Genomic DNA, 25,719 nt, shown 5'->3' with positions numbered 1-25,719 from the left:
CGTGCAGATCCGCGGGGACGCGTCAGATCGAGTTGACCGACTTCGCCAGCGCCGACTTCTTGTTGGCCGCCTGGTTGGCGTGGATGACGCCCTTCGACACGGCCTTGTCGAGCTTCTTCGACGCGGCGGTCAGCGCGGTGGTCGCCGCCTCCTTGTCGCCGCTCGCGACGGTCTCGCGCACGCGGCGCACGAACGTCCGCAGCTCGGACTTGACGGCCTTGTTGCGCAGGCGCGCCTTCTCGTTGGTGCGGATGCGCTTGATCTGGGACTTGATGTTGGCCACGGTGTGGACTCTCTCGTGTGTTCGCCGGAGCGAAAGGAACAGGTCGTAGAGGGCGCGTCCGGCACCGGGACTGGGGCGTGGGGACACCCGCGGAGAGGAACCGGACTTGTGCCCGCCGACCCGGGCGGACACGCAGCTCGCAAGATTACCAGGTCGACGCGGCGCTCGCCGCAGCCACCACCTGGTCGAACAGCGCGCGGTCGACGACGGCGCCCTCACGCCGCACCCGTGCCGGGTCGACGCGCAGCACCCGGTCGAGCCGGACCTCGCTCGGCCGGCGCTGCGCGTCCCAGGCGCCGGTGCCCACGTCGAGCCACCGGCGGCCGTGCCGGGCCTCGTCGGCGGCGTCGCGGTCGTGGTCCTTGCTGGTCAGCATCAGCCCGAGGAGCAGGCGCCCGTCCCGGCCGACGAGCAGCACGGGACGGTCCTTGCCGCGACGCGGGTCGTCCTCGTACGGCACCCACGTCCACACGACCTCGCCCGGGTCCGGGGCGCCATCGAGGTCGGGGGAGTAGGACGCCGTCCAGGGTCCGGCGTGGTCCCCGGGGAGCGTCCCTTCGACCAGGCCCCCGCCGGACCGGCCCGCGACGGCCTGGGGCCTCGGCCGCCCCGCACGCCCCGTCAGCACCCGCGCGACCGCGCCGATCCCTCGCCGCCACGCCGCCGTCCGCACCATGCCGAGCACGCTACCGGCGCCGGCTGCCCCGCGATGTCGGCACTCCCCGGGCGAGGTCGGCAGCGGGAGGTGCCGACGCCGGCACCGCACTGCCGACCTCGACCGGACGGAGGGGGAGCGGGAGAAGGTGGGTGGGCCGCTCGGACGGCGCCGGCGGCCGGGCTGCGGGAGGATCGCGGCGTGACCTCGCCGTTCCCGGCCGGACACACGGCCGTGACACGGGAGGGCGAGGATCACCGGATGGCGGACCTGTTCGACGCGTACCCCCCGGGAGCGGCCTGGGACGAGATGCTGGACGCGACCACGGGACCGCGCCCGACCTACCAGCACGTGCACGCCGCGCTGGCGCAGCAGTCGACGACGGACCTGCGAGCCCGGGCCGACGCGCTCGCCCGGTCGTACCTCGCGCAGGGCGTGACGTTCGACTTCGCGGGGGAGGAGCGGCCGTTCCCGCTGGACGTGGTGCCGCGGGTGCTCGCCGGTCACGAGTGGGACCACGTGGCGCCGGGGGTCGCGCAGCGGGTGCGGGCGCTGGAGGCGTTCCTCGCGGACGTGTACGGCCCGCAGAAGGCCGTGGCCGACGGGGTCGTGCCGCGCGGGCTGATCGTGTCCTCGACGCACTTCCACCGTGCGGCGCGGGGCATCCAGCCGCCGAACGGGGTGCGGGTGCACGTCTCGGGCATCGACCTGGTGCGGGACGAGACCGGCACGTTCCGGGTGCTGGAGGACAACGTCCGGGTGCCCAGCGGGGTGTCGTACGTGCTGTCGAACCGCCGGGCGATGGCCCAGACGTTCCCGGAGCTGTTCGCGACGCTGCGGATCCGCCCGGTGCAGGACTACCCCCGCCGGCTGCTCGCCGCGCTGACGGCCGCCGCCCCGACGGGGGTGGACGACCCGACGGTCGTCGTCCTGACCCCCGGCGTGTACAACTCGGCGTACTTCGAGCACTCCCTGCTGGCGCGGACGATGGGCGTCGAGCTGGTCGAGGGCCGGGACCTGTTCTGCGCTGGCGGGCGGGTGTGGATGCGCACGACGCAGGGCCGCCGCCGGGTGGACGTGATCTACCGCCGGGTGGACGACGACTACCTGGACCCGGTGGCGTTCAGGTCGGACTCGGCGCTCGGCAGCCCCGGGATCATGACGTGCGCGCGGGCCGGCAACGTGACGATCGCCAACGCGGTCGGCAACGGGGTGGCGGACGACAAGCTCGTCTACACGTACGTGCCCGACCTCATCCGGTACTACCTGGGCGAGGAGCCGGTGATCCCGAACGTCGACACCTGGCGCCTGGAGGAGCCCGAGGCGCTCGCGGAGGTGCTGGACCGCCTGGACGAGCTGGTCGTGAAGCCGGTCGACGGCTCGGGCGGCAAGGGTCTCGTGGTCGGCCCGGCGGCGTCCCGCGCGGAGCTGGGCGCGCTGCGTGACCGGCTCCGGGAGGACCCGCGGGGCTGGATCGCGCAGCCCGTCGTCCAGCTCTCCACGGTGCCGACCCTCGTCGAGGACGGCCTGCGCCCGCGGCACGTGGACCTGCGGCCGTTCGCGGTGAACGACGGCGACCAGGTGTGGGTGCTGCCCGGCGGGCTGACCCGCGTCGCGCTGCCGGAGGGGGAGCTGGTCGTGAACTCCTCGCAGGGCGGCGGGTCGAAGGACACGTGGGTGCTGGGCGCGGCCGTCCCGCACCGTGGCCGGCACAGCGGCACGGCCGCGTCACAGGCCCGCGCGGTCGCCGTCGACTCCGCCGTGCCGATCGACGCGCACCCGAGCGACACGGCGTCGCAGGCCGAGCAGCAGCAGCAGGCGCTCGCGGTGCCGGCGGGGGGTGCGCCGTGCTGAGCCGCATCGCGGAGTCGCTGTTCTGGATCGGCCGGTACGTGGAGCGAGCCGACGACACCGCGCGGCTGCTCGACGTGCACGTGCAGATCCTGCTGGAGGACCCGTGGGCGGAGGAGGACCTGGCCTGCCGCTCGCTGCTGTCCGTCATGGACCGCCCCGCGCCCGCGCCGGACGTGCAGGTCGGCCGGCAGCAGGTGCTGGAGATGCTCGGGTACGACCGGGTCTCGCCGTCGTCGATCGCCGGGTCGCTGGCGGCGGCCCGCGAGAACGCCCGGCGCGCGCGGGAGATCGTGTCGACCGAGCTGTGGGAGTGCCTCAACACGGCCTGGAACCAGCTGCCCGCCCAGATGCGGCCGACCCGGCCGCACGACTACTTCACGTGGGTGCGGGAGCGGGCGGCGATCGTCGCCGGGCTGACGGACTCCGCGACCTCGCGGGACGACACGTGGCGGTTCATGGTGCTGGGCCGGTCCATCGAGCGCGCCGACATGACCGCCCGGCTCATCACCACGCGGGCGCTCGCGGGTGCCGGCGGGCCGGGGTGGACGACGCTGCTGCGGTCCTGCGGCGCGCACGAGGCCTACCTGCGGACCTACCGCGGGATGGACTCCGACGAGCGCGCGGCCGGGTTCCTGCTGCTCGACCGGTCCTTCCCGCGGTCGATCGTCTACGCGCTCGGCCAGGCGGAGGAGTGCCTGACGTCGCTGGAGCCGGCCCGGGTCTCGGGCGTGGAGGAGGCGATCCGACACCTCGGGCACGCCCGCACGAGCCTGGAGTACCGGCCGCTGCCGGAGGTGCTGGACGCCCTGCCCGCGGAGATGGAGCGGGTGCAGCGGGCGTGCGCCGCCGCGAGCGACGCGATCCGCCGCCGGTACTTCCCGTCCGGCGGCGTCACGACCTGGGTCGGGGAGGCCGTCTGATGGGCACCAGTCGCCTGCACGTGGTGCACACCACGAGCTTCCGGTACACGCGGCCGGTCACCGCCTCCTACAACGAGGCCCGGATGACCCCGCTGCCGCAGCCGCGGCAGACCGTGCTGGACACGCGGCTCGACGTGCAGCCGCACACCTGGGCGTACGAGTACCGCGACTACTGGGGCTCCGCGGTGACGGCCTTCGAGGTGCTGGCCCCGCACGAGTCGCTGGTCGTCACGGCCGAGAGCCGCGTCGAGGTGAGCGAGCGGCCCGGCCCGCGCACCGCCGGGGACTGGGCGACCCTGCGCAGCGCCGGCCTGCGGGACAGCCTGGCGGAGTTCCTGTCCGACACCCCGACCACCCAGGCGCCCGACGAGGTCGCGGCGCTCGCGGCCGACGCCGCGACCGGGCTCGGGCCGACCGACGCCGCGCTCGCGATCTGCCACGCGGTGCGCGACGAGATCGAGTACGTGCCGGGGGTCACCGCGGTGCACACCCCCGCGGGCGAGGCGTGGTCGGCGCGCAAGGGGGTCTGCCAGGACATGGCGCACCTGGCCGCCGGGGCGCTGCGCAGCGTCGGCATCCCCGCCCGGTACGTGTCGGGCTACCTGCACCCGCAGCGGGACGGCGAGATCGGCCGGACCGTGGTCGGGGAGTCGCACGCGTGGGTCGAGTGGTGGGCCGGCGAGTGGGTGGCGTACGACCCGACGAACCGGGTGGCGGTCGGGGAGCAGCACGTCGCGCTCGGCCGGGGGCGCTGCTACGACGACGTCCCGCCGCTGCGCGGCATCTTCGCCGGTGCGGGCACCCAGTCGCTCGACGTGGAGGTCCGCATCACGCGCGAGGCCTAAGGCCCCGGCTTCGGGCTTGCGGCGCAGGCGTGGGACCATGGGGGCAGCCCCGTCCCACGAAACCGAGGGAGCACGTGTCCCCGATCCCGAGCGCCGCCCAGTTCCAGCGCATCGCCCCCGCGGCGACGCCGCCGGAGCTGCTGCGCAACTTCTGCATCATCGCGCACATCGACCACGGCAAGTCGACGCTCGCCGACCGGATGCTGCAGCTCACCGGCGTGGTCGACGCGCGCGCGATGCGGGCGCAGTACCTCGACCGGATGGACATCGAGCGCGAGCGCGGCATCACCATCAAGTCGCAGGCCGTGCGGATGCCCTGGGCGCTGGGTGACACCCCCTACGCGCTCAACATGATCGACACCCCCGGGCACGTGGACTTCACGTACGAGGTGTCCCGGTCGCTCGCGGCGTGCGAGGGCGCGGTGCTGCTGGTCGACGCCGCGCAGGGCATCGAGGCGCAGACGCTCGCGAACCTGTACCTCGCGCTCGAGAACGACCTGCAGATCATCCCGGTGCTGAACAAGATCGACCTGCCGGCCGCCCAGCCCGAGAAGTACGCCGAGGAGCTCGCGGGCCTCATCGGCGGCGACCCGGAGGACTGCCTGCGCGTGTCGGGCAAGACGGGCGAGGGCGTCGAGGCGCTGCTGAACCGGATCGTGGAGCTCGTGCCGGCGCCGACGGGCGACCCGGACGCCCCGGCCCGCGCGATGATCTTCGACTCGGTCTACGACACCTACCGCGGCGTCGTGACCTACGTGCGGGTCAAGGACGGCAACCTCAACCCGCGCGAGCGCATCGCCATGATGTCGACCCGCGCCGCCCACGAGCTGCTCGAGATCGGCGTCATCTCCCCGGAGCCGGTCCCGACCAAGGGCCTGGGCGTCGGCGAGGTCGGCTACCTCATCACCGGCGTGAAGGACGTGCGCCAGTCGAAGGTCGGCGACACCGTCACGAACATGTCGAAGCCGGCCTCCGAGGCCCTCGGCGGGTACTCCGACCCGAAGCCGATGGTGTTCTCGGGCCTGTACCCGATCGACGGCTCGGACTACCCGGTGCTGCGCGACGCGCTCGACAAGCTGAAGCTGAACGACGCCGCGCTGAACTACGAGCCCGAGACCTCGGTCGCGCTGGGCTTCGGGTTCCGCGTGGGGTTCCTCGGCCTGCTGCACCTGGAGATCATCCGGGAGCGGCTCGAGCGCGAGTTCGACCTCGACCTCATCTCGACGGCCCCCAACGTGGTCTACGAGGTGACGATGGAGGACCGCACGGTCGTCACGGTCACCAACCCGAGCGAGTTCCCCGGCGGCAAGATCCGCGAGGTCCGCGAGCCGGTCGTGAAGTCGACGATCCTCGCGCCCAGCGAGTTCATCGGCGCGATCATGGAGCTCTGCCAGGGCAAGCGCGGCGACCTGCAGGGCATGGACTACCTGTCCGAGGACCGCGTCGAGATGCGCTACACGCTGCCGCTCGCGGAGATCGTGTTCGACTTCTTCGACCAGCTGAAGTCCCGCACCCGCGGCTACGCGAGCCTGGACTACGAGCCCATCGGCGACCAGGTCGCGGACCTGGTGAAGGTCGACATCCTGCTGCAGGGCGAGCAGGTCGACGCGTTCAGCGCGATCGTGCACAAGGACAAGGCCTACGCGTACGGCGTCATGATGGCGTCCAAGCTCAAGGACCTCATCCCGCGCCAGCAGTTCGAGGTGCCGATCCAGGCGGCCGTGGGGTCCCGCGTGATCGCCCGCGAGACCATCCGCGCCATCCGCAAGGACGTCCTCGCGAAGTGCTACGGCGGCGACATCACCCGCAAGCGCAAGCTCCTGGAGAAGCAGAAGGAGGGCAAGAAGCGCATGAAGACCATCGGACGGGTCGACGTGCCGCAGGAGGCCTTCATCGCCGCGCTGACCTCCGACGCGGCCGGCTCCAAGGCCGCCACGGACGCCAAGAAGAAGTGAGCCCCGCGCTCCCGGACGGCGACGCCGCTCCGGCGGACGGCGCCCTCCCGGCCTCGGTGCGGGACGGCGCCGAGGCCCGCGGCTTCGGCGTGTACCTGCACGTGCCGTTCTGCACGGTGCGCTGCGGGTACTGCGACTTCAACACGTACACCGCCACGGAGCTCGGCGGCGGCGCGTCCCAGGTGGCGTACGCGGACACGGCCCTCGCGGAGATCGCGCTGGGCGGCCGCGTGCTGCGCGCCGCGGGGCTGCCGGAGCGCGCGGCGTCCACCGTGTTCGTCGGCGGCGGCACCCCGACGGTCCTGCCTGCCGGGGACCTGGTCCGGATGCTCGACGGGGTGCGCGGCACCTGGGGGCTCGCGCCCGACGCGGAGGTCACCACCGAGGCGAACCCCGACTCGGTGACCCCGGAGTCGCTCGCGGAGCTGGCGCGCGGCGGGTTCACGCGGGTGTCGTTCGGCATGCAGTCCGCCGTCCCGCACGTGCTGGCCACCCTGGAGCGCACCCACGACCCGCGCCGGATCCCCGACGTCGTGCGGTGGGCGCGCGACGCCGGCCTCGCGGTCTCGCTGGACCTCATCTACGGGACGCCGGGGGAGTCGCTCGCGGACTGGCGGGCGTCGTTGGAGACCGCGCTCGCGACGGGCGTCGACCACGTGTCCGCCTACGCGCTGGTGGTCGAGCAGGGCACCAAGATGGCCGTGCAGGTGAAGCGGGGCCTGCTGACCCTGCCGGACGAGGACGACCAGGCCGCGAAGTACGAGCTCGCCGACGACCTGCTCACGGCGGCCGGCCTGAGCTGGTACGAGGTGAGCAACTGGGCCCGCACCCCCGCGGACGCCTGCCGGCACAACCTCGCGTACTGGCGGAACGACGACTGGTGGGGCGTCGGCCCCGGCGCGCACAGCCACGTGGGCGGCGTCCGGTGGTGGAACGTCAAGCACCCGCGGGCCTACGCCGCGCGGCTCGCGGAGGGCCTGAGCCCGGCGGCGGGACGGGAGACCGTCGAGGACTCCTCGGCGCGCCTGGAGCGCGTGATGCTCGGCGTGCGGCTCGACGAGGGGCTGCCGCTCGACGCGCTCAGCCCGCGCGCCCGCACCGCGGTCGGCACCCTCGTGGCCGACGGCCTCGTCGACGGTCGCGCGGCCCTGGGCCACGGCGACGTCCCGGGCCCGCGCGTCCGCCTGACCCGCCGCGGCCGCCTCCTGGCCGACGCGGTCGTCCGCACCCTCGCGGACTGACCCGCGCCCGCTCGCCCGCTCGGCCGCTCCAGACGCCGAGAGGGCAGCAGACGCCGTCTCCCGGGGCCCGGGAGCAGCGTCTGCTGCCCTCTCGACGAGGTGCGCGTCAGCGCACGGGCATCACTTGACCAGGCGGATCGTCACCGGGTAGCGGTACCACTGGCCCTTGTTGACCGCGACGGCCGCCAGGATGCCGAACACGATGCTCGCGATCCACACCAGGAACAGCAGCGGCGACGCGATGCCGAACGTGATGGCGGTGAGGATGCTCGCGGCGATGTACGCGAAGATCAGCGTGATCTGGAAGTTGAGGGCCTCCTTGGCCTGGTCCTCCAGGAACTGACCGCGTCCCTTGAAGACCAGCCACACCACGAGGGCCGGGATGAAGCCGAACAGGATGCCGCCGAGGTGGGCGAGCAGGGCCCAGGTGCGCTCCTCGTCGGGGCGCAGCGGGGGCTGGCCGGCGACGGGCGGCTGCGGGGCGTAGGACATGGCTCTCCTTGACGGTGTCGTGGCTACGGCGGGTCGAAGCGTAGCGGCATGACCGGCCGATTCGTCCCGATATCCCGAGAACGGACCTCCTTGACACGCGGCGGCCGCCTTCGGTTCGCTGGCGCGACGGACGATCGTCGTCCGACCAGGAGGCCCCGATGACCGAGAACCCCGGCGCGCAGCCGCCGCGCGACGACGAGCCGACGACGCCGGAGGGGTCCGGGCAGGCCGCACCACCGCCGCCCGGGTACGGGCCGCCCGCAGGCGGGTACCCGCCGCCGGGCGCCGCCGGGTACGGGCAGCAGCCGGGGTACCAGCAGCCGGGGTACGGGCAGCAGCCGGGGTACCAGCATCCCGGGTACGGGCAGCAGCCGCAGGCCGGCCCGCCCGGCTACGGCCAGCCGTACGGCGCGCAGCCCGTCGCCGGCCAGCCCTACCCCGGGCAGCCCTACCCGCCGACCGCGGGCTCCGTCGTCGGCGACGGGTTCGGCTGGGCCTGGACGAAGTTCACCCAGCACTGGGGCGCCATGGTGCTGGGCGTGCTGGCGTACCTCGCGGTGATCACGCTCATCGGGATCGTCGCGTTCTCGATCCTCGTCGGCGGGGCGGTGGCGAGCACGGACCCCGTGACGGGCGAGATCGACAGCGGTGCCGGTTTCGCGCTGACCTTCGGCTACCTGCTGGTCCTGGCGATCATCGTGCTGCTGTCCGCGTTCATGCAGGCGGGGGTCATCCGGGCGACGCTGGAGGTGGCGAACGGCCGCCGCGTGGACTTCGGCACGTTCTTCCGGTTCGAGAACCTCGGGACCGTGGTGCTCGCGGCGCTGCTGGTCGGCCTCGGCACGGGCATCGGGGCGCTGCTGTTCGTGCTGCCGGGCCTCGTGTTCGCGTTCTTCGCCCAGTTCGCCCTGTTCTTCGTCATCGACAAGCGCGTGGGCGCGGTCGACGCCATCAAGGCGAGCTTCACGCTGGTCAACCGGAACGTGGGCACGGTCGCGCTGCTGTTCCTCGGCGTCTACGCCGCGAACCTGGTCGGCTCCGCACTGTGCGGCGTCGGGCAGCTCGTGTCGTTCCCGGTCGGCGTCCTGGCGACGACCTACGTGTACCGCCGCGTGCAGAACGAGCCCGTGGCGCCCTGACGCCGACGGGTCAGGGGGCGGTGACGAAGTCGATGAGTTCCTCGACCCGGCCCAGGAGCGACGGCTCGAGGTCGGCGTAGGTCCGCACGCTGCGCAGGATGCGCTGCCAGGCGCGGGCCACGTCGGCCTGCTCGTCGGCGGGCCAGCCGAGCTCGCGCAGGATGCCGCGCTTCCACTCGGTGCCGCGCTCGATCGTCGGCCACGCGCGCAGGCCGATGCGCTCCGGGCGGACCGCCTGCCAGACGTCGACGTACGGGTGGCCGAGCACGAGGACGGTGCCGGCGGGGACGCTGCGCATCGCCTCGTCGGCGATCCGCCGCTCCTTCGACCCCGGCACCAGGTGGTCCACGAGCACGCCGACGCGGCGACCCGGACCCGGCGCGAAGTCGCGCAGCGCGTCGACCAGGTTGTCGACGCCGTCCAGCAGCTCCACGACGACGCCCTCGGCCCGCAGGTCGTCGCCCCAGACCTTCTCGACCAGCTCGGCGTCGTGCTTGCCCTCGACCCAGATGCGGCTGCCGATGGCGACGCGGGCGCGCTGGTCGGCGGCCGCGAGGGACCCGGACGCCGTCCGACGCGGCCCGGTCGCCGCCGGCGCGGGCTTCGGCGCGGTCAGCTCGACCGGCTTGCCGTCCACCCAGAACCCCGGCCCGAGCCGGAACGTGCGGGTCCTGCCGTGCCGGTCCTCCAGGACGACCACGTGCTCGCCGCCGGACTTCTCGACCCGGACGACGGCACCGACCCAGCCGGTGGTGACCTCCTCCACGACCAGCCCGCGCTCGGCGGGCAGGGGCGTCGAGGTCGGCCGGCGGTGCGTGCGGGCGGACGTCGCGGAGAGCACGTCGGGTCCGTAACGGTCGGTCACCCGCGGCAGCCTAGGTGCCGACCCCGCGCCGCCGTGGTACGACACGACGGTGACGTCCACCCCCGCGCACGGCCCGTCCGCGCCGCAGCCCGCCCCGGAACCCGCGCCGCAGCCCGGGCAGCAGGCCGGGCGGCAGCCCGCGCCGCAGCCGAGCCCCGAGCCCGACCCGCACCGCTGGCGCGCCCTCGCCGTCTGCCTGGCGATCGGCTTCATCACGATGCTGGACGTCTCGATCGTCAACGTGGCCCTGCCGTCCATCGAGCGCAGCCTCGACGCGGGCGCGAGCCAGCTCCAGCTCATCGTCGCCGGGTACACGCTGGCGTTCGGCCTGGTGCTGGTGCCGGCGGGGCGGCTCGGGGACGCGCGGGGCCGGCGCGCGCTGTTCCTGGTCGGGCTGACCGGCTTCGCGCTGACCAGCCTGGGCGGGGGGCTCTCGACCTCGGACGAGATGCTGGCCGTCATGCGCCTGCTCCAGGGCGCCAGCGCCGGCCTGCTCAACCCGCAGGTCGTCGGCACCATCCAGCAGCTGTTCACCGGCTACGAGCGCGGGAAGGCGTTCGGGTACTTCGGTGCGACGATCGGCGTCTCGACGGCCATCGGCCCCGCGCTCGGCGGCCTGATCATCCAGGTGGCCGGCGCGGAGCACGGCTGGCGGTGGGTGTTCTTCGTCAACGTGCCGGTCATCGCCGTCGTGCTGCCGCTGGCGGTCCGGTTCCTGCCGCGCCGCGCGGCCGGGGCGCCGCCGGGGATCGCGCGGCCCGACGGCCGGCCCCGGCTCGACATCCCCGGCCTGGCCCTCGTGGCGCTGACCACCACGGCCGTGATGGTGCCGTTCGTCACGACGACGGGCGGGGACGGGGACGACCCGGCCCGCTGGTGGTGGCTCGCGGTCGCGGCGGTGCTCGCGGTGACGACCGTGCTGTGGGAGCGGCGGTACCAGCGGAGCACGGGCGCGGCGGTGCTCGACCCCCGGGTGTACGGGGAGCCGGCCTTCCGGAACGGCGCCCTGCTCGGCATGGCGTACTTCGCGGGGTTCACCGCCGTGTTCCTGGTGACGACGCTGTACCTGCAGCAGATCGCCGGGTTCACGCCGCTGCAGGCGGGCCTGGTGGGCATGCCGTTCGCCATCGCCTCGGCGGTCGCCGCGCAGCAGTCGGGGCGGCTGGTGGCGGAGCGGGGCCGCGGCCTGGTGGTGGTGGGCCTCGTCCTGGTGCTGGCCGGGCTGGTCGGCACCGACCTGATGATCCGGCTGGTCGACCCGCCGGCGGTGGCGTTCGCGGTCGCGGCCACGCAGATGGTCGCCGGTGCGGGCAGCGGCCTGGTCATCGCCCCGAACCAGACCCTGACGCTGGCGCGGGTGCCGCTGGACCGCGCGGGCGTCGCGGGGAGCATGCTGCAGGTGGGCCAGCGCGTGGGCAGCGCGCTGGGCGTCGCCGTGGCGCTGTCCACCTACTACTCGGCGCTCGCGTCGGGGGTCGAGGGGTCCGTGGCGGCGGGCCGCGCGCTGCTGATCACGGTGGCTCTCGTCGCCGTGGCGCTCGTCGTGGGCGTCGCCGACCTCGTCGCGCGGCGGCGGGACGCGGCGAGGGCTTCCACGGCCGAGTAGAATTGGCACTCGGGACAGGTGAGTGCTACCCGGACGGCCGCTCAGGGCCGTGTCCGAGGCACCGGGTCGGGCCGTCGGGAGGTGCGATGAGCGAGGACCGCAGGCTGGACGTGCTGCGCGCGATCGTCGAGGACTACGTCGCCACCCGTGAGCCGGTGGGCTCGCGGGCGCTGGTCGAGCGGCACTCGCTCGGCGTCTCGCCGGCGACCATCCGCAACGACATGGCGGCGCTGGAGGAGTCCGGCTACATCGTGCAGCCGCACACCTCGGCCGGCCGCGTGCCGACCGACAAGGGCTACCGGCTCTTCGTCGACCGGCTCGCGACGGTCAAGCCGCTGTCCGCCCCCGAGCGCCGCGCCATCGAGACCTTCATGGAGGACGCCGCCGACCTGGACGACGTGGTCGACCGGGCCGTGCGGCTGCTCGCGCAGCTCACCCACCAGGTCGCCGTCGTGCAGTACCCGTCGCTGCGGCGGACGGCCCTGCGGCACGTCGAGCTCGTCCCCGTGGGGGAGCGGCACCTGCTCGTCGTCATCATCACCGACCACGGCCGGGTCGAGCAGCGCACCCTCGAGCTCACGGAGCCGCTCGACGCGATGGTCGTCGCCCGGCTGCGCGCCCAGCTGAACGTCATGGCCACCGGCCGCCGCCTGGCCGAGCTCGACCAGGTGCTCGCGGGGCTCGCGGACGTGTTCGCGCCGGGGGACGCCGCGCTGGTGCGCGCGGTCGTCGGCGTGGTGGAGGACACCCTGGCCCGGGAGAGCGAGGAGCGCGTCGTCCTCGCCGGCACCGCGAACCTGGTGCGGGGCGGCGGCGCCGACTTCGCCCGGAACGTCAGCCCGGTGCTGGAGGCGCTCGAGGAGCAGGTCGTCCTGCTGCGGCTGCTGACCGAGATGGCCGAGGACGAGGCCGCCGTGTCGGTCCGCATCGGCCGCGAGACCCAGCACGAGGGCCTCGTGGAGACCAGCTTCGTGACCACCGGCTACGGCGGCCCGGACGGGGGCGGCTCGTCCGTCGCCCGGATCGGGTCCGTCGGGCCGCTGCGCATGGACTACCCGGGCACCATCGCGACGGTCCGCGCCGTCGCCCGCTACCTGTCCCGGATCCTCGCCGGGTGACCCCCGACCGGCACCCAGCCCCCGCCCGGCCGCGCGCCGGTGCCACCGACCCGCGTCGACGCGTGCGACCGACCCGCAGGAAGAAGTGACGAGTGAGCGACTACTACGAGGTGCTGGGCGTCGACCGCGACGCCTCGCCCGAGCAGATCAAGAAGGCGTACCGCCGGCTGGCCCGGGAGCTGCACCCCGACGTGGCCGGGGCGGACGCGGCGTCCGAGGACCGGTTCAAGGACGTGTCCCGCGCCTACGACGTCCTGTCGAACCCGGAGAAGCGCCGGATGTACGACATGGGCGCCGACCCGTCGTCCCCCGGCGGCGGCATGGGCGGGGGCTTCGGCTTCCAGGACATCTTCGAGACGTTCTTCGGCGCCGCCGCGGGCGCGGGCGCGCAGCGGGGCCCGATCCCGCGCGCCCGCCGCGGCCAGGACGCCCTGGTGCGGCTCGACATCGACCTGGCGGAGGCGACCTTCGGCACGCACCGCGAGGTCCCGGTCGAGACCGCCGTCGTCTGCCCCACGTGCGACGGCAGCTGCTGCCGCCCCGGCACGTCGCCGCGCACCTGCGACGTCTGCGGCGGCCGCGGCACGGTCCAGCGGGTCGCCCGGTCGTTCCTCGGCCAGGTCATGACGTCGCAGCCGTGCGCCGCGTGCCACGGGTTCGGCACCGTCATCCCCGAGCCGTGCACCGAGTGCGCCGGCGAGGGCCGCGTCCGGTCCCGCCGCGTCCTCGAGGTCGACGTCCCCGCCGGCGTCGACACGGGCACCCGGATCAAGCTCACCGCGCAGGGCGAGGTCGGCCCCGCCGGCGGCCCGGCCGGCGACGTCTACCTGGAGATCCGGGAGCGCAAGCACGACACGTTCCTGCGCGAGGGCGACGACCTGCACTGCACCCTGCACGTGCCGATGACCGCCGCCGCCCTGGGCACCGTGCTGACGCTCGACACCCTCGACGGCCCGCAGGAGGTCGACCTGCGTCCCGGCACCCAGCCGGCTCAGGTCGTCACGCTGCGCGGCCTCGGCGTGGGGCACCTGCACGCCGGCGGCCGCGGCGACCTGCACGTGCACGTCGACGTCCAGGTCCCGACCGCGCTGGACGACCAGCAGGCGGAGCTGCTCCGGCAGCTCGCCGGCCTGCGCGGCGAGGAGCGCCCCGAGGCCCGCCTGTCCGCGTCGAACGGCGGCGTGTTCGCCAAGCTGCGCGACAAGCTCTCCGGGCGCTGAGCGTGACGGCACCGGTCTTCCTGGCCGAGCCGGGCAGCCTCGGCGCGCTCGCGGCCGGCAGCACCTACCTGCTGGACGGCACCGAGGGCCGGCACGCGGGCGTCGTGCAGCGCCGGGCGCCGGGGGAGCGGGTCGACGTGGTCGACTGCGCCGGCACCCGGCTGGTCGGCGAGGTCGACACCGTCGGGCCGGAGGGCGTGCACCTGCGCGTCCGCGAGGTGGTCGTCGAGCCGGCTCCCGCCCCGCGGCTGGTGCTGGTCCAGGCGCTCGCGAAGGGTGACCGCGACGAGCTCGCGATCGAGGCGGCCACCGAGGTCGGCGCCGACGGCATCCTCCCGTGGCAGGCCGAGCGGTCGATCGTCGTGTGGCGGGGCGACCGGGCGGCGAAGAGCCGCGCGCGCTGGCTCGGCACCGTCCGGACCGCCGCCAAGCAGGCGCGGCGCGCGTACGTCCCGGACGTGGCGCTCGCGGCGGACGGGGGCGCGCTGGTCCGGCGGGCCCGCGAGGTGGTCGAGGCGGGCGGCGCGGTGCTCGTGCTGCACGAGGAGGCGACCGCCCCGCTCGCCGAGGCGTCGCTGCCCGCGCCGGGCACGGCGGCCGAGGTCCTGGTGGTCGTCGGCCCCGAGGGCGGGATCTCCGCCCGCGAGGTGGACGCCCTGGTCGATGCGGGGGCGGTCACGGTGCGTCTCGGCCCCCACGTCCTGCGGACGTCCACCGCGGGGCCCGTGGCGCTCGCGCTGCTGGCGGAGCGGCTCGGTCGCTGGGCCTGACGCCCGCACCGGACACGCAGGCCCCGTCGGACGCACAGGCCCGGGACACGCAGAGGCCCGCACGACCGGCTGGTCGTGCGGGCCTCCGCGCGTGCCGCTCGTGCGAGGTCAGTCGCGCAGCTCCAGGTACCGCGCGATCAGCGCGCGGGTCGACGGGTCCTGCCCGGCGAGCGCGTCGGTGTCGCCCTCGACGGCCGGGGCGATCTCGAGGGCCAGCTTCTTGCCCAGCTCGACGCCCCACTGGTCGAACGAGTCGATGCCCCAGACCACGCCCTCGACGAACGTGATGTGCTCGTACAGCGCGATGAGCTGGCCGAGCACCGACGGCGTGAGCGCCGGGGCCAGGATCGACGTGGTCGGGCGGTTGCCGCTGAACACGCGGGCCGGGACGACCGCCTCCGCGGTGCCCTCGGCGCGGACCTCGTCGGCGGTCTTGCCGAACGCGAGCGCCTTGGTCTGCGCGAAGAAGTTCGCCAGGAACAGCGCGTGCACGTCGGTGTCGCCGTCCTTCAGCGGGTGCGCCGGGTTGGCCACCGCGATGAAGTCCGCCGGGATCAGCCGCGTGCCCTGGTGGATGAGCTGGTAGAACGCGTGCTGGCCGTTCGTGCCGGGCTCGCCCCAGAACACCTCGCCGGTCTGCGTGGTGACGGGGGAGCCGTCCCAGCGGACCGACTTGCCGTTCGACTCCATCGTCAGCTGCTGCAGGTACGCCGGGAACCGGTGCAGGTACTGGGCGTAGGGCAGCACCGCGTGGGTGTGCGCGTCCAGGAAGTTGACGTACCAGACGTTGAGCAGGCCCATCAGCACCGGGACGTTCTGGTCGAACGGGGTGGTGCGGACGTGCTCGTCGACGGCGTGGAACCCCTCGAGCAGCTCACCGAACGCGTCCGGGCCGATCGCCACGGCCAGCGAGGTGCCGATGGCCGAGTCGACGGAGTAGCGGCCGCCGACCCAGTCCCAGAACCCGAAGGCGTTCTCGGGGTCGATGCCGAACGCGGCCACCTTGTCGAGCGCGGTCGACACGGCGACGAAGTGCTTCGCGACGGCGCCGGTGCGGGCCTCCTCGGTGTCCTCGATGGCGCCGGCGGCGACCAGCCCCGTCCACAGCCAGTCGCGGGCGAGCCGCGCGTTGGTCAGCGTCTCGAGCGTGCCGAAGGTCTTGGACGCGACGATGAACAGCGTCGTCGCCGGGTCCAGGTCCTTCGTCTTCTCGGCGATGTCGGTCGGGTCGATGTTCGACACGAACCGGACCTCGAGGCCCTCCTGCACGTACGGCTTCAGCGCCTCGTACGCCATGACCGGGCCGAGGTCCGAGCCGCCGATGCCGATGTTCACGACGGTCCGGACGCGCTCGCCGGTGACGCCGGTCCACTCGCCGGAGCGGACCTTGTCGGCGAACGCGGCGACCTTGGCCAGCACCTCCTGCACGTCGGCGTCGACGTCCTGGCCGTCGACCACGAGGGCGGGCTCGGCGTCGGACGGGCGCCGCAGGGCCGTGTGCAGCACGGCGCGGTCCTCGGTGACGTTGATGTGCTCGCCGGCGAACATCGCGGCGAGGCGGCCCCCGAGGTCGACCTCCGCGGCGAGCCGGGTGAGCAGCTCCAGGGTCTCGTCGGTGACCAGGTTCTTCGACAGGTCGACGGTCAGGTCGCCGACCTGGCGGGTCAGGCGGGTCGCGCGCTCCGGGTCGGCGTCGAACCAGCCCCGCAGGTCGGGGGTGAGCGCGTCGCGGTGCGCGGTCAGGGCGGTCCAGGCGCCGGTGGTGGTGGCGTCGACGGGTGCAGTCACGGGAAGTCCCTCTCGGAGGCAGAACCAACAGGTGCCACCGTATCCAGGTCCGGCGGCACCGCGAGCAGGACGTCGGTACCAGCGGGACCCCGGGCGGGGCCGTCGCGGGTCAGCCCGCCAGCGCCTCGCGGACCATCGGCGCGACACGGGTGCCCAGCAGCTCGATCGCGCGCAGGGACTCGCGCTGCGGCACGCCGCTGAGGTCCATCTGGAAGATCTGCCGGTCGTGCCCCAGCACCCCGTGCAGCGCGACGATCCGCTCGGCGACCTCCTCCGGCGCCCCGACGAAGTACGCCCCGCCCTTCGCGGACTGGCTCTCGAACGCGATCCGGTTCGGGACGGCGAAGCCGCGCTCGGCCGCGATCCGGCGCATGGAGTCGAGCCAGTAGGGGAAGAAGAAGTCGCGTGCGGCCCGGCCGTCCTCGGCGACGAAGCCCATGCCGGCGACCTCGACCCGGCGGGTGGCGGCGTCGTGGCCGGCCTCCTCGTGCGCGCGGCGGTACAGCCGCACCAGCCCGGCGAAGTCGGCGGGACGGCCCCCGATGATCGCGTAGGACACGGGCAGCCCCAGGCGGCCCGCCCGCTCGGAGGACGCCGGGTTGCCCCCCGTGGCGACCGCGATCCGCAGGTGCTCGCCCAGGCCCGGCTTGTCCGTCGGCCGCGGCAGGATCTCGGCGGCGTGCAGCGGCGCCCGGAACCGGCCGGACCACGTGACGGGGTTGCCCCGGTCGATGCGGAGCAGGAGCCGGATCTTCTCGTCGAACAGCGCGTCGTAGTCGTCGAGCGACGCCCCGAACAGCGGGTAGGACTCGATGAACGAGCCGCGCCCGGCGAGCAGCTCGACGCGGCCGCCGGACAGCAGGTCCATCGTCGCGAACTGCTGGTAGACGCGCACCGGGTCCTCGGTCGAGAGCACGGTCACCGCGCTGCCGACGCTGATCCGCTCGGTCTGCGCGAGCGCGGCGGCGATGACCGTCGACGGCGAGGAGACGGCGTAGTCGGGCCGGTGGTGCTCGCCGACGCCGACGTGGTCGAGGCCCACCTGCTCGGCGAGCCGCACGCGCTCGAGGATGTCGCGCAGCCGCTGCGCGGGGGAGGTGCGGGCCCCCGACACCGGGTCGGGGTGCACGTCGCCGAAGGTGTACAGACCGAGCTCCATGGCCGGTGCAAGCGCCCGCGCGCGGGGCGCATTCCCGCACGCCGGGCACGAGCACGGGGGCCCGGCGCGGCGTCGATGTCGCGCCGGTGAACGCCCGGTCACGATGTGGTCACAGTCACACGAACGTCTTGACCCGCGATTAGTAAGGAAGGTCTACTAACAAACATGACGACGACGACGCCGTCCGCGGGACCCTCCTTGAGGGGGGTGGGGCGGACACTGCGCCCCACCACCAAGGTGCTCCCCGAGCACGCCCGTGCGCACAACCGCGCGATGGTCCTGCAGCACCTGTTCCACCAGGGCCCGTCGTCCCGCGCCGACCTGGCGCGCAGCACCGGCCTGACCCGCGTGACGGTCTCCGACCTGGTGTCGGTGCTGATCTCCGAGGGCCTGGCGGAGGAGCTCGGCGTCCGCCCGGAGGGCCGGGTCGGCAAGCCCGCCACGCTCGTCGGGATGCGCACCGAGGACCTGCAGGTGGTCGCGGTGGACCTCGCCGACGACGCCAGCCTGCGCGGCGCGGTCATGACGCTGACCGGAGTGGTCGTCGCCCGGCGCACCGTGTCGCTCGACGGCCGCACCGGGGACGCCGCCGTGGTCGTCCTGGAGGACCTGTGCCGGGAGCTGCTCGCCGCGGCGGACCGGCGGGTCGTCGGCGTCGGCATCGGCTCCCCGGGCGTCATCGACTCCAGCGGCGTCGTCGTCGCCGCCCCCAACCGCGGCTGGTACGACCTCCCGCTCGCCGCGCGCCTCACCGAGAGCCTGGGCGTCCCGGTGCAGGTCGCCAACGACGCGAACACCCACGCGCTGGGGGAGTACACCTACGGCGGCGCGAGCGGCGCCGGCCTCATGGTCGTCACGGTCGGCCAGGGCGTCGGCGCGGGGATCGTGCTGGACGGCGCGCTGGTCCGCGGCCGTGCGAACGCCGCCGGCGAGATCGGGCACGTCACCGTCGTCGACGACCGCGACGTCCGCGCCGGCGACCCCGAGCCGCGGCCGTGCGCGTGCGGGCGCGCCGGCTGCCTGGAGACCCTGCTCTCGCTGCCCGCGCTGCGCCGCGCCACCGCCGGCCGCAGCCCAGAGGAGTCCGACGCGGTCCTCGCGTCGGTCGGACGGAAGCTGGGGCTCGCCCTCGCTCCCGTCGTCAGTGCGCTCAACCTCGCCGAGGTCCTGCTCTCCGGCCCGCCGGAGCTGCTCGGCGGAGCCCTCAAGGTCGAGGCGCTCGCCACCGTCCGGGCCCGGACCATGCCCCTGCTGGGGCAGGACCTGGTGCTGCGGATGGGCTCGCTGGACGAGGACGGGGCGCTCTCGGGCGCCGCGGCCCTCGTGCTGTCCGGTCAGCTCGGGGTCACGTGACGACCCCGAGCCGACCGCCTGCAGTGCCGGTACTCACACCCCCGGCGACGCCTCTCGGCCTCGCCACGCATCAGGGAGGAACACCAACGTGAAGATCGTACGGATGGCAGCCGTCGGTGTGGCGGCGGCGCTCGCGCTGACCGCCTGCTCGTCGGGCGACGACGACACCCCGACCAGCTCCGACGGCACCCCCGAGGCCGCGGAGATCACCCTCTGGCTCAACGGCGCGGACACGCCGGACGAGCTGCGCGACTACCTCAAGACCACCTTCGAGGAGGAGAACCCGGGCTCGACCCTCGTCATCGAGGAGCAGACCTGGGACGACGTGGTGACCAAGCTCACCACCGCGCTCCCCGACGAGGAGAACACCCCGGACGTCGTCGAGATCGGCAACACGCAGTCGCCGACCTTCACGACCATCGGCGCGTTCCGCGACCTGACCCCGCTGTACGAGGAGCTGGGCGGCGACGACCTGCTGCCGTCCTTCGTCGAGGTCGGCGAGGCGGACGGCAAGAACTACGCGCTGCCGTACTACTTCGGCTCGCGCTACATGTTCTACCGCAAGGACATCTGGACGGCGGCCGGGCTGACCCCGCCCACCACGCTCGCCGAGTTCTCCGAGTCCGTCGCCAAGCTCCGCACGGACAGCCAGTCGGGCTTCGCGATCGGCGGCCAGGACTGGCGCAACGGCATCTCCTGGGTGTTCGCCAACGGTGGCGAGCTCGCCACCGAGGACGGCGGCGAGTGGACCTCCACGCTGTCCGACCCGAAGACCATCGAGGGCCTGGAGCAGTGGCAGGCCGTCTACCAGGGCTCCTCGAACGTGCCGGCCACCGAGCGTGACGTCGCGTACTGGGACTTCCTGAACGACACGGCCGAGGGTGCGGCCCCGGCCGCGGCGACGATCATGGCCCCGGGCTGGGCCCGCTGGTCGATCGGCGACCTCACCACGAACGACGAGGGCGAGGAGGTCCGCGACGGCATGGCGGACACCGAGAAGTTCGGCATCTTCGCCCTGCCGGGTGCGGACGGCGGCCTCGCGCCGGTGTTCGCCGGCGGCTCGAACGTCGCGATCTCCGCGACGTCGCAGCACCCGGAGCTGTCCGAGAACCTGCTGCGGATCATCTTCTCGCCCGAGTACCAGCAGATGCTCGGCGAGAACGGGCTCGGCCCGGCCAACGCGCAGTACGTCGACTCGCTCGGCGACGACGAGTTCGCGCAGACGATGATCGACACCGCCGCCGCGTCCAAGCTCACCCCGGCGGCGCCGGGCTGGGCCGCGGTCGAGGGCGCGTTCGTCTACGAGGAGCTCTTCCAGAAGATCGCCGAGGGTGGTGACGTGACGGAGCTCGCCGCCCAGTACGACGAGACCATCACGCCGATGCTCAACGGCGAGGGCTGACACCGACCCGGCCGCGGGGCGCCACGCGCGCCCCGCGGCCGGCCGGCCCGTCCGTCCTGGAAGGAGAAGGTGCATGTCCACCACCGCGGCGCGTCCCGCGCCCGCCCCGCCGGCTCCCGCTGCGAGCACCCGCCCCCGGCGCACCGGCCCCCGCTTCACCCCGTACGTCCTCCTGGTCCCCGTCGTGGGGATCCTCCTGGTCGGGCTCGGCTACCCGCTGTACTGGCAGGTCGTCACCTCGCTGCAGGAGTTCGGGCTGGCCCAGCAGTTCGGCCAGCCGCCGACGTTCGTCGGGCTCGACAACTACGCCCGGATCTTCTCCGACGACCGGCTGTGGGCCGTGGTCGTGCGCTCGATCGCCTTCTGCCTGGTGAACGCGTTCGTCACCGTCGGCATCGGCGTCCTGCTCGCGCTGCTCATGAAGGCCGTGCACCCGGTCGTCCGGGTCGTGCTGCAGGTGTCCCTGCTGCTGGCGTGGGCGATGCCGCTGGTCGCCGCGGTCACCGTCTGGAAGTGGCTGTTCGACTGGCGCACCGGCGTCGTGAACTGGCTGCTCGTGCAGCTCGGCTTCGACTCGTACGCCGGGCACGCGTGGCTCGCGCAGCCGCTGTCCTTCTTCTTCGTCGCCACGCTCATCATCGTGTGGATGTCCGTGCCGTTCGTGGCGCTGTCCGTGTACGCCGCGCTGACGCAGGTCTCCGACGAGGTGCTCGAGGCCGCCCGCATCGACGGCGCCGGCCCGTCCCGGATCCTCTGGCACATCACGCTGCCGCTGGTCCGGCCCGTGCTGTCGATCGTGCTGCTCCTGCAGATCATCTGGGACCTGCGGGTGTTCGCGCAGATCCGCCTGCTGCAGGACGGCGGCGCCCCGGTCAGCGAGACGAACCTGCTGGGCAACTTCATCTTCGAGCTCGGCATCGGCCGGCAGGACTTCGCCGGCGCCGCGGCCGTGTCGATCATGGTGCTCGCGCTCACCGTCCTGCTCAGCTGGCCCTACGTCCAGAACCTGCTGAAGGAGGACCGATGAGCGCCACGACCTCCCCGTCGCCGGCGACCGGCCCGCTCGCCGCGCAGCCCGCCCGCGCCGGGGTGCCGGCCGTGCCGTCGGCCGCGGGCACCGGGACGCCCGGGCGCGCCGGGGGCCGGCTCGCGCGGCGGGTCCGGCGTGCCCTGCTCGGCCTGCTCGCCGTCGTCGTCGCCCTGATCTGGGCCTTCCCGGTCTACTGGATGGTGCTGTCCTCGGTGCTCCCGGCGGCCCGGCTGCGCTCCGCGACGCCGTCGTTCCTGCCGACCAACGCCACGCTCGGCAACTACCGCCGGGTGCTCGACGGCTCGTCGTTCGGCTCGGCCCTGCAGATGAGCCTGGCGATCACCGGCCTGACTGTGCTGGCGGTGCTGGTCATCGCGTTCTTCGGGGCGCTGGCGATCAGCCGGTTCCGGTTCCGCGGCCGGCTCGCGTTCGTGGTCGCGGTGCTGTTCGTGCAGATGCTGCCCGCCGAGGGCCTGTTCATCGCGCAGTACAAGATGCTGTCGTCGGTGAACCTGCTGAACAGCGTCGTCGGCGTCACGATCCTCTACACGGCGGCCGTCGTGCCGTTCACGATCTGGATGCTCCGCGGCTTCGTCGCCGGGGTGCCGATCGAGCTCGAGGAGGCCGCCATGGTCGACGGGCTCAGCCGCACCAAGGCGTTCCTGCGGATCACGTTCCCGCTGCTCGCGCCCGGCCTGGTCGCGTCCGGCGTCTACGCGTTCCTGCAGGCCTGGAACGAGTTCACCGTCGCGCTGGTCGCCCTGCCCGCCGAGTCGGCCCAGACGCTCCCGCTGTGGCTGCGCACCTTCCTGGCCGCCTCCGCCAACCGGGGCGTCGACTGGGGCGAGGTCATGGCCGCCTCGACGCTCATCGCCGTGCCCGTCATCGTGTTCTTCCTGATCGTGCAGGGCAGGATGACGTCGGGACTCGTGTCCGGAGCGGTGAAGGGCTGACGTGGACGAGGTGATCACCTGGCCCCGCGAGGACGTCGCGGGGCAGCGGGCGACGGCTGTGCCGACCGGCTGGTCGGTGGGCCTCGACGTCGGCGGGACGAAGACGCTCGGCGTGCTCGTCGGGCCCGACGGGGAGACCGGCGCCGGGCTGCGGCTGCCCACGCGCCGGGGCGGCGACGCCGTCGCGACCACCGCGGCCGAGGCCGTGCGGCGCCTGGTCGAGGAGGCGGGGCTCGTCCCCGGCGACCTCCTCGGCGTGGGCATCGGGCTGCCCGGCATCGTCGACCCCGCGACCGGACGCGTCGAGCACGCCGTGAACCTCGGCATCGAGGCCGGCGTGCCGCTCGCCGCCGAGGTGTCCGCCGCGCTCGGGGGCGTCGCCGTGCGGCTGGAGAACGACCTCAACGTCGCCGCGCTCGGCGCCGCGCACCTGCTGCCCGACCCCGCGCCGGACCTCGCGTTCCTGGCGCTCGGCACGGGACTCGCCGCCGGGCTGGTGCTCGACGGCCGGCTCCGGCGCGGCGCGAGCGGCGTCGCGGGGGAGATCGGCCACCTCGTGCACGTGCCCGGCGGCCTGCCCTGCCCCTGCGGCCAGCGCGGGTGCCTGGAGCAGTACGCTTCCGGGAGTGCGCTGGGCGCCGCCTGGGCCGGGATCGCCGACGGCCGGCCCGACGACCGCCCCGCACCCGTCGCGCTGTTCGAGGCGGCCGCCACCGGGGACCCGGCCGCGCTCGCGGTGCGGGACCGGTTCGCGGACGCCGTCGCCGCAGCCGTGCGGGTGCTGCTGCTGACCACCGACGTGGCGCACGTGGTCGTCGGCGGCGGGGTGAGCGAGCTCGGTGACCCGCTGCTCGACGTCGTGCGCGCCGAGCTGGACCGTGTGGCCCGGGACTCGCCGTTCCTGGCCGCGATGCACATGGCGGAGCGGGTCACCCTCGCGCCGCGCGGAGTGCCGGTGGGTGCCGTGGGTGCCGCGCTGGTCGGACGGAAGGAGTCCTGATGGAGGTCGTCATCGCACCCGGGCCGGAGCTGGCCAGGCTCGCGGCCGACACGGTCGAGCAGGTGCTGCGCGCCCGCGCGGCGGAGGGCCGGCACGCGGTCCTCGGCATCGCGACGGGGTCCAGCCCGCTGGCCGTGTACGACGAGCTCGCGCGCCGGCACACCGAGGAGGGCCTGTCCTTCGCCGGGGTGCGCGCGTTCATGCTCGACGAGTACGTCGGGCTGCCCGTCGACCACCCCGAGCGGTACCGCAACGTCATCGAGAAGGAGTTCGCGTCGCGGGTCGACATCGACCCCGCCGACGTGCAGGGCCCCGACGGGCTCGCCTCCGACATCCCGGCCGCCTGCGCGGCGTACGAGGCGGCGATCACCGAGGCCGGCGGCGTCGACGTGCAGCTGCTCGGCGTCGGCACCGACGGGCACATCGCGTTCAACGAGCCCGGCTCCTCGCTCGCGTCCCGCACCCGGATCAAGACCCTCACCCGGCAGACCCGCGAGGACAACGCCCGGTTCTTCGACGGCGACGTGGACCGCGTGCCGACGCACTGCCTGACCCAGGGGCTCGCGACGATCATGTCGGCCCGGCACGTGCTGCTCCTCGCCACCGGCAAGCACAAGGCGGAGGCCGTGCACCAGCTCGTCGAGGGCCCCGTCAGCGCCATGTGGCCCGGCACCGTGCTCCAGCACCACCCGCACGCGACGGTCCTGGTCGACGAGGCCGCCGCCAGCCGCCTGCAGCTCGCGGCGTACTACCGCGAGACCTTCGACGCGAAGCCCTCCTGGCAGGGCATCTAACCCGCCGGGCGGCCGCCCCGTTCGCCGAGGTCGTCACTCCGGCACGAGGTCGTTCGTCCTGCGGGACGACCTCGTGCGGGAGTGACGACCTCGCGCATCGGGACGTGCGACGCCTCCGTGGCGACGCGCCGGCGGTCGTCCCCAGGTGCTGTCGCCGTGCTGGTCAGCGGCCGTCGTGACGGGCAGCCTGACGGGATGTCGACGAGCGCGGGAGCAGGCCGGGGAACGGCGTGGGACGCGGTACGGGACGGCGTGCTGCTCTCCCGGGACGCGCTCCCGGAGGACATGCGGCGCGTGCGGTCGGATGCCGCATGGCGGCGGCTGCGGCGTGGCGCCTACCTCCCGCCTGCCACGGGCCCGGAGGCGGAGCACCTCGCGCGCAGACGCGCCGCCGTCGCCCGGGTGCGCGCCGTGCACGCCGACCAGCGCGCGCCCGCCTGGTTCAGCCACCTGACGGCCGCTCTGCTGTGGGGCTGCGACGTGCTCGAGGTCCCGGACCTCACGCACGTGGTGCAGCGCAGCCGGCCCCACGTCCACGGCGACCCGGCCGTCGCCCGGCACCACGGCGACGTGGCGGACGCGGACCGGGACGTCGTCCAGGGTCTCCCGGTGACCGGGCTGGCACGGACGCTCGTCGACTGCGCGGGCACGCTGCCGCGCGAGGCCGGCGTCGTGGTCGCCGACTCGGCTCTCCGCCTGGGCGCGGACCCTGCGCGCGTCGCCGCCCTGGTCGCCGAGCGGGCGGGGCGACGGGGTGTCGCGGCTGCTCGGGAGGTGCTCGCGTTCGCCGACGGCCGGGCGGAGTCGCCGGGGGAGTCGCTGACGCGGTGGCACCTCGCAAGGGCCGGACTGCCGCCGGGCGTGCCGCAGCTCGCCGTCACGACGCGGCTCGGGGTGTTCCGCGCCGACCTGGGCTGGCCGGATCGGGGCGTGCTCGTCGAGTTCGACGGCTTCGTGAAGTACACCGGCGCGTTCGGCCGGTCGCCGGCCACCGTGGTGTTCGAGGAGAAGCGGCGTCAGGACGCCCTCGAGGAGGCCGGCTGGCGCGTGCTCCGCGTCACCTGGACGGACCTCCGCGCACCGGCGACCCTGTCCCGCCGGGTGGCGACGGCCCTCGACCTGCCGCGAGGTCGTCACCACGACACGAGGTCGTCCCGCAGGACTGACGACCTCGTGCAGGACTGACGACCTCGCGCACGACTGAGGCCCTCGCGGGCGCGGCGGGGGCCGTCCATTTTTCCACTCTGGCTCTGCCCCACCGACGTTTTGGCGCGTGT

General features: G+C 74.1%; 23 protein-coding genes. 17 read left to right on the top strand and 6 right to left on the bottom strand.

All coding sequences use genetic code 11. From position 1 onward, the window contains the following. Nucleotides 1-22 precede the first annotated feature (22 nt). The gene (gene rpsT / locus KJP73_RS03200) at nucleotides 23-283 is read right to left on the bottom strand and encodes a 30S ribosomal protein S20 (RefSeq protein ID WP_213281317.1); all 261 of its coding nucleotides are present in this window, start codon (nucleotides 281-283) and stop codon (nucleotides 23-25) included. Between the two features lie 145 nt (nucleotides 284-428). After that, on the bottom strand, nucleotides 429-959 hold the full coding sequence (locus KJP73_RS03195) for a type II toxin-antitoxin system PemK/MazF family toxin (RefSeq protein WP_213281316.1): 531 nt from the start codon (nucleotides 957-959) through the stop codon (nucleotides 429-431). Nucleotides 960-1,199: 240 nt separating this feature from the next. On the opposite strand from KJP73_RS03195, the gene KJP73_RS03190 reads away from it, so the two are divergent. The 5 genes from KJP73_RS03190 to hemW all read left to right on the top strand — a co-directional run bounded on the left by KJP73_RS03190 (nucleotide 1,200) and on the right by hemW (nucleotide 7,753). Next, nucleotides 1,200-2,792: a circularly permuted type 2 ATP-grasp protein gene (locus tag KJP73_RS03190; RefSeq protein WP_213281315.1), complete on the top strand. Its 1,593-nt coding sequence runs from the start codon at nucleotides 1,200-1,202 to the stop codon at nucleotides 2,790-2,792. Continuing rightward, entirely contained in the window at nucleotides 2,786-3,712 is a 927-nt protein-coding gene (locus KJP73_RS03185; RefSeq protein WP_213281314.1) for an alpha-E domain-containing protein, read from the top strand. Before KJP73_RS03190 ends, KJP73_RS03185 begins: the two co-directional genes overlap by 7 nt. Beyond that, on the top strand, nucleotides 3,712-4,557 hold the full coding sequence (locus tag KJP73_RS03180) for a transglutaminase family protein (RefSeq protein WP_213281313.1): 846 nt from the start codon (nucleotides 3,712-3,714) through the stop codon (nucleotides 4,555-4,557). The genes KJP73_RS03185 and KJP73_RS03180 overlap by 1 nt, the downstream gene beginning before the upstream one ends. A gap of 74 nt (nucleotides 4,558-4,631) precedes the next feature. Further along, nucleotides 4,632-6,512 carry a translation elongation factor 4 gene (gene lepA, locus KJP73_RS03175; RefSeq protein ID WP_282945764.1) on the top strand — a complete coding sequence of 627 codons (1,881 nt, stop codon included), beginning with the start codon at nucleotides 4,632-4,634 and terminating at the stop codon, nucleotides 6,510-6,512. Further along, nucleotides 6,509-7,753, top strand: coding sequence for a radical SAM family heme chaperone HemW (gene hemW / locus KJP73_RS03170; RefSeq protein WP_213281312.1), 1,245 nt, complete (start codon nucleotides 6,509-6,511; stop codon nucleotides 7,751-7,753). The genes lepA and hemW overlap by 4 nt, the downstream gene beginning before the upstream one ends. A gap of 120 nt (nucleotides 7,754-7,873) precedes the next feature. On the opposite strand, the gene KJP73_RS03165 is transcribed toward hemW, so the two are convergent. After that, a complete protein-coding gene (locus tag KJP73_RS03165; RefSeq protein WP_213281311.1) occupies nucleotides 7,874-8,245 on the bottom strand; it encodes a DUF4870 domain-containing protein in 372 nt (123 codons plus the stop codon). Nucleotides 8,246-8,403: 158 nt separating this feature from the next. Here KJP73_RS03165 and KJP73_RS03160 point away from each other — a divergent pair, with 158 nt between their 5' ends. Next, complete coding sequence (locus KJP73_RS03160; protein ID WP_213281310.1) at nucleotides 8,404-9,384, top strand: hypothetical protein; 981 nt, start codon at nucleotides 8,404-8,406, stop codon at nucleotides 9,382-9,384. A 10-nt stretch (nucleotides 9,385-9,394) separates the two neighbouring features. On the opposite strand, the gene KJP73_RS03155 is transcribed toward KJP73_RS03160, so the two are convergent. After that, nucleotides 9,395-10,249 carry a DUF3097 domain-containing protein gene (locus KJP73_RS03155; RefSeq protein WP_213281309.1) on the bottom strand — a complete coding sequence of 285 codons (855 nt, stop codon included), beginning with the start codon at nucleotides 10,247-10,249 and terminating at the stop codon, nucleotides 9,395-9,397. Nucleotides 10,250-10,298: 49 nt separating this feature from the next. On the opposite strand from KJP73_RS03155, the gene KJP73_RS03150 reads away from it, so the two are divergent. The 4 genes from KJP73_RS03150 to KJP73_RS03135 all read left to right on the top strand — a co-directional run bounded on the left by KJP73_RS03150 (nucleotide 10,299) and on the right by KJP73_RS03135 (nucleotide 14,963). After that, complete coding sequence (locus tag KJP73_RS03150; protein ID WP_249669058.1) at nucleotides 10,299-11,855, top strand: MFS transporter; 1,557 nt, start codon at nucleotides 10,299-10,301, stop codon at nucleotides 11,853-11,855. Between the two features lie 86 nt (nucleotides 11,856-11,941). Next, nucleotides 11,942-12,973: a heat-inducible transcriptional repressor HrcA gene (hrcA, locus tag KJP73_RS03145; RefSeq protein ID WP_213281308.1), complete on the top strand. Its 1,032-nt coding sequence runs from the start codon at nucleotides 11,942-11,944 to the stop codon at nucleotides 12,971-12,973. A 92-nt stretch (nucleotides 12,974-13,065) separates the two neighbouring features. Beyond that, on the top strand, nucleotides 13,066-14,193 hold the full coding sequence (dnaJ, locus tag KJP73_RS03140) for a molecular chaperone DnaJ (RefSeq protein ID WP_213281307.1): 1,128 nt from the start codon (nucleotides 13,066-13,068) through the stop codon (nucleotides 14,191-14,193). Between the two features lie 2 nt (nucleotides 14,194-14,195). Then, nucleotides 14,196-14,963 carry a 16S rRNA (uracil(1498)-N(3))-methyltransferase gene (locus KJP73_RS03135; RefSeq protein WP_213281306.1) on the top strand — a complete coding sequence of 256 codons (768 nt, stop codon included), beginning with the start codon at nucleotides 14,196-14,198 and terminating at the stop codon, nucleotides 14,961-14,963. A 108-nt stretch (nucleotides 14,964-15,071) separates the two neighbouring features. On the opposite strand, the gene pgi is transcribed toward KJP73_RS03135, so the two are convergent. Further along, nucleotides 15,072-16,751, bottom strand: a complete 1,680-nt coding sequence (gene pgi / locus KJP73_RS03130; RefSeq protein WP_213281305.1) for a glucose-6-phosphate isomerase — start codon at nucleotides 16,749-16,751, stop codon at nucleotides 15,072-15,074. A 109-nt stretch (nucleotides 16,752-16,860) separates the two neighbouring features. Further along, entirely contained in the window at nucleotides 16,861-17,910 is a 1,050-nt protein-coding gene (locus KJP73_RS03125; protein WP_213281304.1) for an LLM class flavin-dependent oxidoreductase, read from the bottom strand. 165 nt (nucleotides 17,911-18,075) lie between these two features. On the opposite strand from KJP73_RS03125, the gene KJP73_RS03120 reads away from it, so the two are divergent. The 7 genes from KJP73_RS03120 to KJP73_RS03090 all read left to right on the top strand — a co-directional run bounded on the left by KJP73_RS03120 (nucleotide 18,076) and on the right by KJP73_RS03090 (nucleotide 25,627). Then, nucleotides 18,076-19,263 carry an ROK family transcriptional regulator gene (locus KJP73_RS03120; RefSeq protein WP_213281303.1) on the top strand — a complete coding sequence of 396 codons (1,188 nt, stop codon included), beginning with the start codon at nucleotides 18,076-18,078 and terminating at the stop codon, nucleotides 19,261-19,263. Nucleotides 19,264-19,366: 103 nt separating this feature from the next. Beyond that, nucleotides 19,367-20,665: an extracellular solute-binding protein gene (locus tag KJP73_RS03115; protein ID WP_213281302.1), complete on the top strand. Its 1,299-nt coding sequence runs from the start codon at nucleotides 19,367-19,369 to the stop codon at nucleotides 20,663-20,665. 73 nt (nucleotides 20,666-20,738) lie between these two features. Next, complete coding sequence (locus KJP73_RS03110; RefSeq protein ID WP_213281301.1) at nucleotides 20,739-21,692, top strand: carbohydrate ABC transporter permease; 954 nt, start codon at nucleotides 20,739-20,741, stop codon at nucleotides 21,690-21,692. Further along, nucleotides 21,689-22,648 carry a carbohydrate ABC transporter permease gene (locus tag KJP73_RS03105; protein ID WP_213281300.1) on the top strand — a complete coding sequence of 320 codons (960 nt, stop codon included), beginning with the start codon at nucleotides 21,689-21,691 and terminating at the stop codon, nucleotides 22,646-22,648. Before KJP73_RS03110 ends, KJP73_RS03105 begins: the two co-directional genes overlap by 4 nt. A gap of 1 nt (nucleotide 22,649) precedes the next feature. After that, on the top strand, nucleotides 22,650-23,648 hold the full coding sequence (locus KJP73_RS03100) for an ROK family protein (protein ID WP_349628276.1): 999 nt from the start codon (nucleotides 22,650-22,652) through the stop codon (nucleotides 23,646-23,648). Beyond that, nucleotides 23,648-24,442, top strand: coding sequence for a glucosamine-6-phosphate deaminase (gene nagB, locus KJP73_RS03095; RefSeq protein ID WP_213281299.1), 795 nt, complete (start codon nucleotides 23,648-23,650; stop codon nucleotides 24,440-24,442). The genes KJP73_RS03100 and nagB overlap by 1 nt, the downstream gene beginning before the upstream one ends. 195 nt (nucleotides 24,443-24,637) lie before the next feature. After that, on the top strand, nucleotides 24,638-25,627 hold the full coding sequence (locus KJP73_RS03090; protein ID WP_213281298.1) for a hypothetical protein: 990 nt from the start codon (nucleotides 24,638-24,640) through the stop codon (nucleotides 25,625-25,627). Nucleotides 25,628-25,719 lie beyond the last annotated feature (92 nt).

Source organism: Cellulomonas hominis, assembly GCF_901521055.1.
Classification (GTDB): domain Bacteria; phylum Actinomycetota; class Actinomycetes; order Actinomycetales; family Cellulomonadaceae; genus Cellulomonas; species Cellulomonas endometrii.
This window is presented reverse-complemented; position numbering and strand designations above follow the sequence as displayed.